General features: G+C 71.0%; 13 protein-coding genes. 9 read left to right on the forward strand and 4 right to left on the reverse strand.

Annotated features, from left to right (window positions below):
- Window positions 1–57: 57 nt before the first annotated feature.
- Window positions 58–762 (reverse strand): spermidine synthase family protein, encoded by a 705-nt coding sequence (locus tag ACZ5WE_RS17850; protein WP_467688978.1) that lies wholly within the window; start codon window positions 760–762, stop codon window positions 58–60.
- A 164-nt stretch (window positions 763–926) separates the two neighbouring features.
- Here ACZ5WE_RS17850 and ACZ5WE_RS17855 point away from each other — a divergent pair, with 164 nt between their 5' ends.
- Both ACZ5WE_RS17855 and lon read left to right on the forward strand, forming a co-directional pair.
- Entirely contained in the window at window positions 927–1,733 is an 807-nt protein-coding gene (locus ACZ5WE_RS17855; protein ID WP_467688980.1) for a rhomboid-like protein, read from the forward strand.
- A 135-nt stretch (window positions 1,734–1,868) separates the two neighbouring features.
- Complete coding sequence (gene lon, locus ACZ5WE_RS17860; RefSeq protein WP_467688982.1) at window positions 1,869–4,298, forward strand: endopeptidase La; 2,430 nt, start codon at window positions 1,869–1,871, stop codon at window positions 4,296–4,298.
- Window positions 4,299–4,370: 72 nt separating this feature from the next.
- Here the strand turns inward: lon and ACZ5WE_RS17865 are convergent, their stop codons facing one another.
- Complete coding sequence (locus ACZ5WE_RS17865; protein ID WP_467688983.1) at window positions 4,371–5,213, reverse strand: lysozyme; 843 nt, start codon at window positions 5,211–5,213, stop codon at window positions 4,371–4,373.
- A 277-nt stretch (window positions 5,214–5,490) separates the two neighbouring features.
- Here ACZ5WE_RS17865 and ACZ5WE_RS17870 point away from each other — a divergent pair, with 277 nt between their 5' ends.
- Complete coding sequence (locus tag ACZ5WE_RS17870; RefSeq protein WP_467688985.1) at window positions 5,491–6,039, forward strand: MarR family winged helix-turn-helix transcriptional regulator; 549 nt, start codon at window positions 5,491–5,493, stop codon at window positions 6,037–6,039.
- A gap of 66 nt (window positions 6,040–6,105) precedes the next feature.
- On the opposite strand, the gene ACZ5WE_RS17875 is transcribed toward ACZ5WE_RS17870, so the two are convergent.
- Window positions 6,106–6,951, reverse strand: coding sequence for a hypothetical protein (locus ACZ5WE_RS17875; protein ID WP_467688987.1), 846 nt, complete (start codon window positions 6,949–6,951; stop codon window positions 6,106–6,108).
- Between the two features lie 354 nt (window positions 6,952–7,305).
- Here ACZ5WE_RS17875 and ACZ5WE_RS17880 point away from each other — a divergent pair, with 354 nt between their 5' ends.
- Genes ACZ5WE_RS17880 through ACZ5WE_RS17900 form a run of 5 tightly spaced genes read left to right on the forward strand, consistent with a single transcriptional unit; the run spans window position 7,306 to window position 13,052 of the window.
- Entirely contained in the window at window positions 7,306–10,233 is a 2,928-nt protein-coding gene (locus ACZ5WE_RS17880; RefSeq protein ID WP_467688989.1) for a sensor histidine kinase, read from the forward strand.
- An 8-nt stretch (window positions 10,234–10,241) separates the two neighbouring features.
- Window positions 10,242–10,775, forward strand: coding sequence for a roadblock/LC7 domain-containing protein (locus ACZ5WE_RS17885; protein ID WP_467688991.1), 534 nt, complete (start codon window positions 10,242–10,244; stop codon window positions 10,773–10,775).
- Window positions 10,772–11,173, forward strand: a complete 402-nt coding sequence (locus ACZ5WE_RS17890; RefSeq protein WP_467688993.1) for a DUF742 domain-containing protein — start codon at window positions 10,772–10,774, stop codon at window positions 11,171–11,173. Before ACZ5WE_RS17885 ends, ACZ5WE_RS17890 begins: the two co-directional genes overlap by 4 nt.
- Entirely contained in the window at window positions 11,154–11,783 is a 630-nt protein-coding gene (locus ACZ5WE_RS17895) for a GTP-binding protein (protein ID WP_453638042.1), read from the forward strand. Before ACZ5WE_RS17890 ends, ACZ5WE_RS17895 begins: the two co-directional genes overlap by 20 nt.
- A gap of 33 nt (window positions 11,784–11,816) precedes the next feature.
- Window positions 11,817–13,052, forward strand: a complete 1,236-nt coding sequence (locus ACZ5WE_RS17900; RefSeq protein WP_467688995.1) for a styrene monooxygenase/indole monooxygenase family protein — start codon at window positions 11,817–11,819, stop codon at window positions 13,050–13,052.
- Window positions 13,053–13,086: 34 nt separating this feature from the next.
- Here ACZ5WE_RS17900 and ACZ5WE_RS17905 read toward each other — a convergent pair whose 3' ends face one another.
- The gene (locus tag ACZ5WE_RS17905) at window positions 13,087–13,392 is read right to left on the reverse strand and encodes a hypothetical protein (RefSeq protein WP_467688997.1); all 306 of its coding nucleotides are present in this window, start codon (window positions 13,390–13,392) and stop codon (window positions 13,087–13,089) included.
- A 39-nt stretch (window positions 13,393–13,431) separates the two neighbouring features.
- Between ACZ5WE_RS17905 and ACZ5WE_RS17910 the strand changes: the two genes are divergently transcribed.
- Window positions 13,432–13,833, forward strand: a complete 402-nt coding sequence (locus ACZ5WE_RS17910) for a hypothetical protein (protein WP_467688998.1) — start codon at window positions 13,432–13,434, stop codon at window positions 13,831–13,833.
- The last annotated feature ends 7 nt before the right edge of the window (window positions 13,834–13,840 follow it).

Below are 13,840 nucleotides of genomic sequence, written 5' to 3' on the forward strand. Positions count from 1 at the left end.
CCTGACACTGATCGCTTGTGTTCGGTCAGCAGAGTACGGGTCGCGAAGGCACCTCGGCTACGCAGCCCTTACGCCGAGATGAACCACGTCGGGTACGCCTCGGGCAACGGGGATCTCTTCCGTCCGTACCGACTGGAACCCGGCATTCCGTAGAGCGAAGTCGAAAGTGGACGAGGGCTGGGCGGACCACACGGCGAGCACACCACCGGGCTTGAGGCGGGCCTGACAGGCAGCCAGACCGGCAGGCGAGTAGAGGGAGTTGTTGTCCTCCGTCACCGTCCAGTCCGGGCCGTTGTCGATGTCGAGACAGAGCGCGTCGTACGTTTTCGGGGTGCCGTCACAGGCGTCGGCGCCCAGGACGTGGGCCACGAGGTCTGTGTGCAGAATCTCTGTGCGCGGATCGGCGAGCGCGGCGCCGGACAGCCGGGCAAGCGGGGCGTCCGCCCCCGAGCAGTGCCAGTCGATGATGGCCTGCTCGCGCTCCACGACCGTGATGCGGCCCCAGCGCGGGTCGGCCGCCGCGTGGGCGAGGGAGAAGCCGACTCCCAGGCCGCCGATGAGCAGGGCGGGGTCCCGGGGGCCGTCCAGCGCGTCGTACGCCGCGTCGACGAGCAGCCGCTCCGAGCGGCCGTCCGAAGTGTCCATGAGGAAACAGCCGTTGGCGATGATCTGCAGCAGCGCACCATGGCGCCGCAGGACGACTTCGCCGTACGGGCCCTCACGCCTGTCGATCACGACGGGGGCGGTGGTGTGGGGGTGCATGGCGGCCAGGGTATGACCGGTGGAGGTGCGGCTCGAGGGGGACGCGAAGACGGCCTTTCGGGTTGCTGTGATTTGCGTCTCACGTGTCCCGGGCCGTGGCACGGGTCATAGACACCGCCGGAAAGATCGGCAAAGGGTGGACATGACGGAAGGAGCGTCTCACCTTGGATCTGAGCGTGTCGGCCGCCCCCACGGCGCCCGACGGGAGTGCCCCACCCGACAAGAGCGCCCCGCCCGGCCTGGACGGCATCCCGCGGCAACGGCCCCGCGCGCCCGAGTCGACCGCGTCCGGGTCGACCGCGTCCGGGTCGACCGCGTCTGAGTCGACCGCCTTCGAGGCGACCGCGCCCGGCCGTCGCCCGCGCCTCCTTCGTCTCCTCCCGACCCCCACGGGTACGCCCTTCACGTTCGGCTATGCGGCGGTCCTCGCCGTGACGTCACTCCTGACCTCGTACGCGGACCCGTCCCTCATCTCGGCCCTGCACCGGCACTCCAGCACGGATGTCGCGCACCTGGCGCAGGAGCCCCTGCTCGTCCTGGTGGCCAGCGCGCTGTGGATCGCGGGCGGCATCGCGTCGCCGTACGCGATCGGCTTCCTGCTCGTCCTCACGGCTCTGGAGCGCCGCATCGGCGCGCTGCGGACGGCGGGCGTCTTCCTGCTCGGGCATGTCGTGGCCACCCTCGCGACCGAGGTCCCGGTCGGCCTCTCGGTCCTCGCGGGCCATCTGCCCGACAGCTCACTGCACCGTCTCGACTACGGCATCAGCTTCGGTGTCGCGGCGAGCGTCGGCGCGCTGGCCGGTCTTTTCAGGCCGTGGCTGCGGTGGCTGGTGCTCGCCGGGTTCGGCGGAATGCTGATCGACGACCTGATCGCGTTCACGGACCCGATGACGAACTGGGGCCACCTGCTCGCGCTGTCGCTCGGCGTCGCCACGTGGCCGCTGGTGCGGCGGTGGCGCCGACCCGCCTGAGGGCGGAGAGCCCCTGGCATTCGCATTCCCGCACGTGTCGCAGTGATCGCTCACAGCGAACACCCTTTGGGGAACATTCAAGGACTCACGAGCATTGAGTCCACATAGCTCAACTTGAATGCCGAAGGGGAGATCATGTCTGCTGAGTCCGCTGAGTCAAAGGCCACCACACCGCTCGCGTTGCCCGTGCTGCCGCTCGACGACGAGGTTGTCCTGCCCGGCATGGTGGTTCCGTTCGACCTGTCCGACACCGAGGTGCGCGCCGCGGTGGAGGCGGCCCAGGCGGCCGCACGCTCCACTGGGAGCAGCAAGCCGCAGGTCCTTCTTGTTCCGCGCATCGACGGGACGTACGCCGCGACCGGCGTCCTCGGCACCGTCGAGCAGGTCGGCCGCCTCTCCGACGGTGACCCCGGCGCCCTGATCCGCGGCCGTGGCCGCGTGCACATCGGCGCAGGGACGACCGGGCCGGGCGCCGCGCTCTGGGTGGAGGGGCTCAAGGTCGACGAGACCGTCCCCGACCCCCTCCCCGGTGCCGTCGCCGAGCTGGTCAAGGAGTACAAGGCGCTCGCCACCAGCTGGCTGAAGAAGCGCGGGGCCTGGCAGGTCGTCGACCGTGTCACGCAGATCGACGATGTCTCCGCGCTCGCCGACAACTCCGGATACTCCCCCTTCCTCTCCACCCAGCAGAAGATCGAACTCCTGGAGACCGACGACCCGGCCGCCCGCCTGAAGCTCGCCACCGAGCAGCTGCGCGAGCACCTCGCCGAGCAGGACGTGGCCGAGTCCATCGCCAAGGACGTCCAGGAAGGCGTGGACAAGCAGCAGCGCGAGTTCCTCCTTCGCCGCCAGCTCGACGCCGTGCGCAAGGAGCTGCGCGAGATCAACGGCGACAGCAACGACGCAGCAGAGGAGTCCGACGACTACCGCACCCGCGTCGAGGCCGCCGACCTCCCCGAGCACGTCCGCGAGGCCGCCCTCAAGGAGGTCGACAAGCTGGAGCGGTCCAGCGACCAGTCGCCCGAGGGCTCCTGGATCAGGACCTGGCTCGACACCGTCCTCGAACTGCCCTGGAACGAACGCACCGAGGACGAGTACGACATCAAGGGCGCCCAGAACGTCCTCGACGCCGAGCACGCGGGCCTTGAGGACGTGAAGGAGCGCATCACCGAGTACCTCGCGGTGCGCAAGCGGCGCTCCGACCGCGGCCTCGGGGTCGTGGGCGGCCGTCGCGGCGGCGCGGTGCTCGCCCTGGTGGGCCCGCCCGGCGTCGGCAAGACGAGCCTCGGAGAGTCCGTCGCGCATGCCATGGGCCGCAAGTTCGTGCGGGTCGCGCTCGGCGGCGTACGCGACGAGGCGGAGATCCGCGGACACCGTCGTACGTACGTCGGCGCGCTGCCAGGACGGATCGTGCGGGCCATCAAGGAGGCCGGGTCCATGAACCCGGTCGTGCTCCTCGACGAGATCGACAAGGTGGGCTCCGACTACCGCGGTGACCCGGCCGCCGCCCTCCTCGAAGTCCTCGACCCGGCGCAGAACCACACGTTCCGCGACCACTACCTGGAGGTCGAGCTAGACCTGAGCGACGTCGTCTTCCTGGCGACGGCGAACGTCCTCGAATCCATCCCCGAAGCGCTGCTGGACCGCATGGAGCTGGTCAGGCTCGACGGGTACACCGAGGACGAGAAGGTCGTCATCGCCCGCGACCACCTGCTCCCGCGCCAGCTGGAGCGGGCAGGCCTGGAGACGGACGAGGTGACCCTGGACGAGAGCGCGCTGCGCAAGCTCGCGGGGGAGTACACCCGGGAAGCGGGCGTACGGAACCTGGAGCGGTCCGTGGCGCGGCTGCTCCGCAAGGTCGCGGCGCAGCACGAACTGGGCGAGCGGGAGCTGCCGTTCACCGTCGGCGACGACGATCTGCGCGGCCTCATCGGGCGCCCGCACCACGTCCCCGAGTCCGCGCAGGACCCGGCCGAGCGGCGCACGGCGGTGCCGGGCGTGGCGACCGGGCTCGCGGTCACCGGCGCGGGCGGTGACGTCCTCTTCGTGGAGGCGTCGCTCGCCGATCCGGAGACCGGCGCCGCCGGCCTCACCCTGACCGGTCAGCTCGGCGACGTGATGAAGGAGTCCGCGCAGATCGCGCTCTCCTTCCTGCGCTCGCGCGGCGCCGAACTGGAGCTGCCCGTCGCCGACCTGAAGGAACGCGGCGTGCACATCCACTTCCCGGCGGGCGCGGTCCCCAAGGACGGGCCGAGCGCGGGCGTCACCATGACGACCGCCCTCGCGTCGCTGCTGAGTGGCCGTCTCGTCCGTACGGATGTGGCCATGACCGGTGAGGTCTCGCTGACCGGGCGCGTCCTGCCGATCGGTGGCGTCAAGCAGAAGCTGCTCGCCGCGCACCGGGCCGGGATCACCACGGTGATCATCCCGAAGCGGAACGAGGCCGACCTGGACGACGTCCCCGCGGAGATCCTGCAGAAGCTGGACGTGCACCCGGTGACGGATGTCCGTCAGGTGCTCGAACTGGCCCTGACCGAGGCCGAGGTGAGGGTTCCGGCCGCCGCGTGACGGAGGAGGCCGGTCAGCGCGGGCCCGGGACCCCTCGAGGGGTCCCGGGCCCGCGTGCCGAGAGCGGCGTGCTCAGCCGTTGGCGAGCGCCCGCACCCTGTCCAGGGCGCCGTTGAACTTGTTGTGGTCCCCGACCGTCGGGCCCGTCGAGGTGTACTGCCACATCGTGTGGAAGCCCCACCCGGCGGGCAGCTCACCCGGCGATGTGTTGTAACGCGCGATCCACAGCGGGTTGTTGGCCGCGAAGCCGCCGTAGTTGCCGGTGCACTGCTTCCACCAGCTGGTGGCCGTGTAGATCACCGCGTGCCGGCCGGTGCGTGCCTTGTACTGGTTCAGGAAGTCACGGATCCAGGTGACCATCGCGGACTGTGACTTGCCGAAGCAGGCCGCCCCGTACGGATTCCACTCGATGTCCAGCGCGCCCGGCAGTGTCCTGCCGTCGCGGGACCAGCCGCCGCCGTTGTCCACGAAGTAGTTGGCCTGGGTGGCGCCGCTCGTCGTGTCGGGCGTGGCGAAGTGGTAGGCGCCGCGGATCATGCCCACGTTGTACGAACCGTTGTACTGCTGGGCGAAGTACGGGTTCTTGTAGTACGTGCCCTCGGTGGCCTTCACGTAGGACCACTTCACGCCGCTGTTCCAGAGCGTCGCCCAGGCGACGTTGCCCTGGTGGCTGCTGACGTCGACGCCTTCGGTCTGTACGGCGTCGCCACCGGGCGGCAGACTGCCCTGCCCGTCGTGCTCGATGACGCCCTGGCCCATGCGGGCGGAGCCGCGGGCCGGTGCGTCGTCGCCGTCGGCGGCCTGTGCGGCGCCGGGCAGAGTGAGGAGGAGGGAGAGGGCGGAGAGGACTGAGAGCAGGACCGCGGCCGCTGACCAGCGGGAGCGGCGGGGCGTTCCGGGTCTGTGCACGGGCATGTGCGTGCCTCCGTAGGCCTCGGGTGAGCTCGATGGAGCTCGTGGGGGGACCTGTCGACATGTCGTGGTGTGAACATGTCATGTACGACGCTACGCACGTAGACCCGCGGCTGGGAAGGGGAGCCGGTGTCTGCCGTTGGTCTACTCCTGCGGCGGTGTGCTCGTCGTGGCCCGTCGGAGCGTTACGAAATACTGGTCGAGCTGCGGCGATGGGCCGACGCGGGTGTCTGCCGCCGTGCGGGGCGGAAACTTCTCTGATCCGGAAAGAAAGCGTGCCATGGGTGCTGAAGTGCACGAGGGCGAGAAAGACGGTGGAGTCGACGTGAACGGCGGTGAGGTCGACGTGAACGGCGGTGGAGTCGACGTGAGCAGCGGGGTCGACGTGCGCAGGGGTGTCGACCGTGAGTTCCTCTCCCTGGAGCGCGAGTTGACGCTGCTCCTGCGCCGGGCGCGTGCCTCATCCGGGGAGATGGCGCGTCAGGTCCACCCCGATCTGGAGCCCGCCGCGTACGGACTCCTGGTCTGCCTCGACGACTCCGGCCCGCAGCGGGCCACGGAACTCGCCGCGTACATCGGCGTCGGCAAGGCGACGATGAGCCGCCAGCTGCGTGCCCTCGAGGAGCTCGGGCTCGTCGCCCGCGAGCCCGACCCCGCCGACGGCCGGGCGTGGTTGGTGCACCTCACGGAGGAGGGCGGCGCCCGGTTCCGTACGGTGCGGGCGGGGCGGCGGGAGCGGTATGTGCGGAAGCTGGCCGGATGGGACCGTACGGAGGTGGCGGAGCTTGCCCGCCTGCTGCGGCAGCTGAACGAGTCCCCTGAGGGCTGAGGGGGCACCCTGAACCGCCGCTTCGCGGCGGATTTCTTCCCGCCCGTCCACCCGTTACTCGGCGGACTACAACTCCGCGTACACCACAGCCGCGTCGTCATGCCGCTTACCGCGCGGGAAGCCCGTGCCCTCAGGGTCCGCGCGCTCCAACTCCCGCACCCGGTCCACCAGGCGCTGCGGACCGTCCTTCCGCAGCAGCGCGAAGCACTCGGCCCAGTCGCCCTGCCGGAACGTCTCGACCCAGCGGCCGACCCCGTCCGTCAGGGCCGCCACCGCCGTCACTTCGGCGCGCGGCCAGGCGCCGGTGATCGCGCGCGTTGCCGCCGAGGGGTCCGCGGCCGCGGTGAAGAAGCCGTCCTCCGCGTTCCGCAGGGCCTCGACGGCGGCGCCGTACGCGCGGCCCGCCTCCTCGCGCTCGGCGGAGCCGCGCGGCAGCGCGCGCACCGCGTCGCGCATCGCGCGGATTCCCGGCGGCAGTTGCGCGAGGCGCTCGTCGAGCACCGGCGTGACCAGACCGTCCGGGCCCGCCATCAGGAGCGCCGAGTCGGACAGGACGAGGTGCTCGACCTGCTCCTCGTCCCAACGCACCAGAATCACGGTCGCCTGAGGCGTGCGCGGGTGAGAAAGGTCACAAGTTTGACAATGGGCCTCCGCGGTGCGCACGATCGCCGCCGCGAGGATCTCGGAGAGCGTCATATCCCGCCGTGAAACGGACAGTTCCCCCAGTGCGCCCCCGAGGCGTGCCGTGAACCAAGGGACGGAATGCAGACAGCCGTCATCCCCCGCGGGCGGAGTCACCCCATCCAGAAGGACGAGCGATCCGCCTTGTCCGGCTGCGGGAAGAATCACCGCGGCATAGTCCTCGTTGGGGCGTGCGGGGTCCCCGGGCTCGGTGGCGAGTTCGATACGCATTCGGCCAGTCTGCACGAGGCCTTCACAAGGTCATCCGGAGGCGGCAGAAAGGCGAGGATTGGCCCGGACCAGCAGGTCAGACGCCGGATTTCAGTCGGAATGATCGCTTCCGGCGCCGTGTGGCGGCGCATCCTGCCAAAGCCTGCGGTCGGCGTCCAACCGGCGCACCGTGGCCGGGACTTTCGGCTCCGGGCGGAACTTGCTCGCCAACTCCCCGCCGATGTTCACTCCTTCGGGTGGCCAGGCATGTGATGCACGACTGCCACCCATCGGCACTGGAAGGGTCTGGAGCCGTACCGGGGGCGCGTGTGTTGACGGATCGTCACCCGGGCCCATGGGCAGACGAAAACAAGAATGCGAGCACCGGTGCAGAAGATGCGGCCTGGGCGCAAGGGCAAGCAGACGGCTTCCGAAGGGGCCACGCCGGGCGCGACCACCCCTACAGAGCGCTCGCCCGAGCCCACAGCGGCCGAGAACCCCGAGCCCGCGGCGGGAGAGCACGCTGCCCCTGCCGTGACGGCTCCTGACGGCTCGAAGCCCGCCGAGGGAGCCCCGAAGCCCGCCGAGGGGGCCCCGAAGCCCGCCGAGGGAGCCCCGAAGCCCGCCGGCGGACCCTCGAAGCCCGTGAAGTCCGTCAACTCCAAGCCCACCGCACGCGTACGCAATCGGCTGATCGTCGCCGTCGCCGTCGTGGCCGCCGCGATCGCCGGGGCCGGAGCGCCCGCCATCGTCGCCGCCTCCGGGCAACTGAGCGACGCGCAGAGTCTGGTCACCCTCGCCGAGCGCACCCAGGACGCCGTGTCCCTCGGCCACTCGCTGGCCGACGAGCGCGACGAGGTCACCTCGTTCATCGCGGCGGGCCGCCCGCAGGGCAGGGGGCTCTCCGAGAGCCGCAGCGCCCGCGTGGACCGCCAGATCGAGGAGCTGCGCACGGCCGACGCCCCGGCCGGACTGCGGGAGGACCTCGCCGACATCGCCGCCGTGCGCAGAGCGGCGCTCACCGGCAAGAGCACCGCTCTTCAAGCCCACACGTCGTACTCGAACGTCATCACCGAACTGCACGGCCTGACCCGCGAACTCGCCGAGAAGACCCCGCCGCGCGCGGGATCCGGCGCCTACGCCCTCGCCGACCTGGACCACGCCGTCGAACAGGCGGCCAGCGCCCGCGGCCTGCTCCTGGCCGCCCTCGCCGTCCCGCGCTCCACGCAGACGAGCACCACCGTCGACCCCGTCACCGGCCTTCCCACCACGGTGGTCGACGAGTCCCCCGCCGCGGGCAGGAGCCGAGACGCCCTCAGCGCCGCGGGCCAGCAGGCCCGCACCCGCGCGGAGGCGGCCCTCGCCGACTTCCGGGACGCGGCAACGGACGGCGCCCGCACCACGTACGACTCGGCGGTCACGGGCCACGAGGTGACGACGGCCGAGAAGTACCTCTCCCGCCTCACCGACCAGCCCACGCTCTCCATCGCCGAGCAGGCCTTCGACCGCAAGAAGCTCGACACCGCGCTCTCCGCCCGCATCGAGATGATGCGCGGCGCCGAGTCCGCGCTCACGGTGCAGCGCACCAAGGACCTCACCTCGCTGCGCGACGACGACGTGACGGCCCTGGAGATCCGCGTCGCGCTCATCGGCGTCACGCTGCTCGTCGCGGTCGGCGTCTCCATGGCCATGGCCCGCAGCCTGACCCGTCCGCTCGCCGTCCTGCGCATCGGCTCGGCCCGCCTCGCCCACGAGCCCGCGCCCCAGGCGCCGATCCGCTTCACCGGCCGCGACGACGAGTTCGCCCAGGTCGTACGGTCCGTCAACGCGCTGCACGAGCATGCCTCCGCCCTCACCGAGCGCCTCACCACGCTCGAAGCCGACCGCAAACACCTCATCGGGCAGCGCCAGTCGATGGCCGACGAGCGCGAGACGCTGCGTGCCGAACTGACCGAGGCCTCCGCCCACCTGGAGCGGGTGCGCCAGTCCATCCACGGCACCTTCGTCAATCTGGCCCTGCGCACCCTCGGCCTGGTCGAGCGGCAACTCGCCGTCATCGAGAACCTCGAGGACCGCGAGCAGGACCCCGACCGCCTCGCCACGCTCTTCAAGCTCGACCACTTCGCCACGGTCATGCGCCGTCACAGCGAGAACCTCCTGGTCCTCGCCGGCGCCGAGCACGGCCACCAGCACCCGGGACCGGTCCCGCTCGTCGACGTCGTACGCGCCGCCGTCTCCGAGATCGAGCGGTACGAGCGGGTGCGCATCGCCACGCTGCCGCCGCACGCGCACGTCGCGGGTTTCGCCGCGGACGACATCAGCCACCTGGTCGCCGAGCTCCTGGAGAACGCGACCTCGTTCTCGCCGCCGGACGCCTCCGTGGAGGTCTCCGGCTGGCTCCTGGAGAGCGGCGAGGTCATGCTCTCCGTGCAGGACGAGGGCATAGGCGTCACGCCGGACCGCATGGACGAGCTCAACTCCCGCCTCGCGGACTTCCGTCCGGACGACGCGTACGACCAGGAGAGCGGGGACGGGCTCGGGCTCGGCCTCTACGTCGTGGCCCGGCTCGCCGCGCGGCACGGGGCCAGGGTCCGGCTGCGCGAGCAGAAGCAGGGCGGTGTCGCGGCGGTCGTGGTGCTGCCGAAGTCGATCCTCGCCGCGGCGCCCGCGGTGACGGCTCCGCCGGTCGGTGAGCATGTACCCGGCGGGGCGCCCGCCCTGCACCTGCCGGGCTCCGAGGCCGAGGCCAACTCCAACGTGCTGCCGGGCCGCTCGGCGCTGACCGCTGCCGCGGGGGCCGACGAGGATCCGCTGATCGCGGCAGCGGAGCAGGCCGTACGGGAGGCCGAGCCTGACCCCGCGCCTGCGCCTGTGCCTGAGCCCGAAGCTTCACCCGAGACGACTCTGGAGCTGACCCCTCCGCCCGCCGTCGAGGACCCCGAAGCCGCCGAAGCGCCCGAAGCGCCCGAAGCGGAGACACAGCAGGACGAGGAGACGCGGCAGGACGAGCCGGAGGCCGAACCCGCACCGGCCCCCGCCCCCAAGTGGGAGCGCGTCACCGACAAGGGCCTCCCCAAGCGCACGCCGAAGATCACCGCGCCCGAGCCGACCGTGCCCAAGGCGCGCGGCTCCGTCGACGCCGAAGCGCTGCGCAAGCGGCTCGGGGGATTCCACCAGGGAGCCATCAGCGGCCGCCGCGACGTAGAGGCCGAGCTGACGGAACGTAACGCGGAGACCGAAGAGACCGCAGAGACCAAAGAGACCGAAAACATGGGGGACACAGTCGAGGAGGCAAGCAGTTGACTGCGCCCATGCGCTCGCCCAGTTCTTCCACCGGCAGTAAACCCACCGGCAGCTCCACCCCCGGCGGCAGCTCCGCCAGGTTCGGACTGAGCAGCGAAGCACGCAACCTGCACTGGCTGCTGACGAACCTCGTCGAGGAGGTGCCAGGTCTGCTCTCGGTCGCGGTGGTCTCGTCCGACGGTCTGCTCCTGCTCTCCTCCGACCCCGCACGGAACAACGAGCAGGCGGTCGACAACAGTTCGGGCCCCAGAGGCTCCAGCGCGGACCTCGCCACCATCGTGTCCGGCCTCGGTTCCCTGTGCATCGGCGCCGCCAAGCTGATGGACGCGGGACCGGTCAAGCAGACCGTCGTCGCGATGGAGGAGGGCAGCCTCTTCGTCATGTCGATCAGCGACGGCTCGCTGCTCGGCGTGCACGCCACCCCGGACTGCGACATGAGCGTCGTCGCGTACCACATGGCGCTCTTCGTCGGCCGCGCCGGGCATGTCCTCACCCCCGAACTCCGCAGCGAGCTGCGCCAGTCGATGGAGAGCGTCCGATGAGCAAGCCCGGGAAGCTGCCGCAACGCGGCGGCGATCGCAAACCCGCCCGCGTACGGCCGTACTCGCTCACCGGCGGCCGCACCCGCTTCGGCCACGTCCTGCTCGTCGAGACGTTCGTCGCCGCCCTCGAAGCCCCCGAGGAGCGCCGCGAGCTGCCGCAGGGCAACGCCACCGCCCGCGTCATGCCGGAGATGCGGGCCATCGTCGAGATCTGCCGCCGTATGCGTACGGTCGCGGAGATCGCCGCGCTGTTGAAGATGCCGCTCGGCGTGGTCCGCGTACTGCTCAGCGACCTCGCAGACCAGGGAAAGATCCGCGTGTACGGAACGGGCCACGGCCCGGGACAGCCGGACCGCGCACTGCTCGAAAGGGTGCTCAGTGGACTCCGCCGTCTCTGAAATCCGGCACCCGGGCCCCGACCCGGACGAGAACCTCCAGGCCTGGCAGACGGACCGCACCCGCGCCCCGATCGCGACGAAGATCGTGGTGGCGGGCGGCTTCGGCGTCGGCAAGACGACTCTGGTCACCGCGGTCTCCGAGATCACGCCCCTCCAGACGGAGGCGCTGATGACGCAGGCGAGCGAGGACACGGACGACCTCACGTCGACCCCGGACAAGACCACGACCACGGTCGCCATGGACTTCGGCCGGATCACGCTCGACGACGACCTCGTGCTCTACCTCTTCGGTACGCCGGGGCAGCAGCGCTTCTGGTTCATGTGGGACGACCTGGTGCGTGGGGCGATCGGCGCGGTGGTCCTCGCCGACACCCGCCGCCTGTCCGACTGCTTCCCGGCGCTCGACTACTTCGAGAGCTGCGGGCTTCCGTACATCGTGGCCGTCAACCACTTCGACGGCACCGAGGAGTTCGAGTCCGCGGACGTCCGTGAGGCGCTGACGATCCCGCCGCACATACCGGTGCTGATCATGGACGCGAGGCAGCGGATCTCGGTGATCGAGTCGCTGCTCTCGCTGGTGGGCCACGCCCTCGCAGCAACCCCCGAATAGTTCTTGCATTGACCCCGTAGGAGAAGTTGCCGCATGCGGAAGATACTCGTCGTCGGAGCCGGTCAGGCCGGGCTCCAGATCGCCCTCGGACTCCAGTCGCAGGGGTACGAGGTCACCCTGATGTCCAACCGCACGGCGGACGAGGTCCGGTCCGGCCGTGTGATGTCCACGCAGTGCATGTTCCACACGGCGCTGCAGCACGAGCGGGACCTCCAGCTGAACTTCTGGGAGTCGCAGGCCCCCAAGATCGAGGGCGTCGGCGTATCGGTCGCCGGTCCTGACTCCTCCCGCGTCATCGACTGGGTCGGCAAGCTGGACGGCTTCGCCCAGTCCGTCGACCAGCGCGTGAAGATGGCGGGCTGGATGGAGACGTTCGCGCAGCGGGGCGGCCAGCTGGTCATCCACGGCGCGGCGGTCTCGGACCTCGACTTCTTCTCGCGCACGTACGACCTGGTGCTCGTCTCCGCGGGCAAGGGCGAACTGGTCTCGATGTTCGAGCGGGATGCCTCGCGCTCCCCGTACGACGCCCCGCAGCGCGCGCTCGCCGTCGCGTACGTCCACGGCATGGGGCCGCGCCCCGAGCACCCCGAGTTCGACGCGGTGCGGTGCAACCTCGTGCCGGGCGTGGGCGAGCTCTTCGTCATGCCGACCCTCACCACGTCCGGGCGCGCGGACATCCTGTTCTGGGAGGGCGTGCCGGGCGGCCCGCTGGACGTCTTCCAGGGCGTCAAGGACCCCTCCGAGCACCTCGCGCTGACCCTCGGACTCCTGGAGAAGTACACGCCGTGGGAGTACGCGCGGGCGACGAAGGTCGAACTCACGGACGCGGGCGGCACGTTGAGCGGCCGTTACGCGCCGACCGTGCGCAAGCCGATCGGCCGGTTGCCGGGCGGCGGCCTGGTCCTGGGCGTCGCGGACGTGGTGGTCGCCAACGACCCGATCACGGGCCAGGGCTCCAACTCGGCGTCCAAGTGCGCCGCTTCGTACCTCTCCTCGATCCTCGCCCGCGGCGACAAGCCGTTCGACGAGGAGTGGATGCAGACCACGTTCGACCGGTACTGGGACACGGCTCAGCACGTCACCAAGTGGACGAACGCGATGCTGTCCCCGCCGCCGGAGCACGTCCTGAACCTCATCGGCGCCGCGGGCCAGCTCCAGCCGGCCGCGGACCGCTTCGCGAACGGCTTCAACGACCCGTCGGACTTCGAGAACTTCTTCTACGAGCCGGAGAAGACGGGCGCGTACCTGGGCTCGCTCTCCGGGGCCTGACGGTCGCTCGCCCGGCACTCTCCCGCGGACCCGGTCAGCCGCCCTCGGCCAGAAGCTCGTCGAACCGGGCCCAGCCCTCCCAGGTCCACACGTCGGCGTCCGGGTCCGCGCGCAGCGGTACGAAGCGGCCGAGCTCGAAGTCGTCGGAGCCGGCGGACACATCGAACCAGTGTTCGTCGGCGACTTCGGTCCCCAGGCCCACCGTCCTCGCGGTCAGCCTGACAAGGAGCTTCACCTCGGTCGCCGCCGACAGGCCCTTGCCCTGGATCCGCGCGAGAGGCAGGGCGGCGAGCGGGGCGTCGACGGGGATCCAGACCGTGAAAGGAGCCCCGCGCTCCACCGCGAGCCACGCCCGCTCGTCGGCCCGCTCGCCCTTCTCGTGGAGGACCTGGAGCGGGCGATGCTGCCGGGGGGCGAGTTCGACATGATCATGCCCTCCGGGGAGCGGCTCGGTGGTGCGTACATCTACTTCAGCGCGCACGGTGACCTCGCGGGCCCCCACGGGCGGCCAAGGCCCGGCGGGGGCGACCAGTCCGCGCTGCTCGCCGCGCTGCTCGCCGAATCGGCTCAGCTGCGGGAGCTCCTCGGCCCCGATCCGGGCACCTGGGTGGCGAGGGCGGGCGGCGACGAGGCGGTGCGGGAGCAGGGGACAGCGATCTTCGGCCAGGCCGGCTGGGTCCTGCCGCAGAGCGAATTCCTGCCCTACCTGGACGACTCCGGCGACCTGCCGCTCTACGACGACCTTCCTCCGCTGGCCGGCTCTCTTCCGTCGATGACGTAGCCCGGGC

The organism is Streptomyces sp. NPDC033180, from assembly GCF_055577645.1.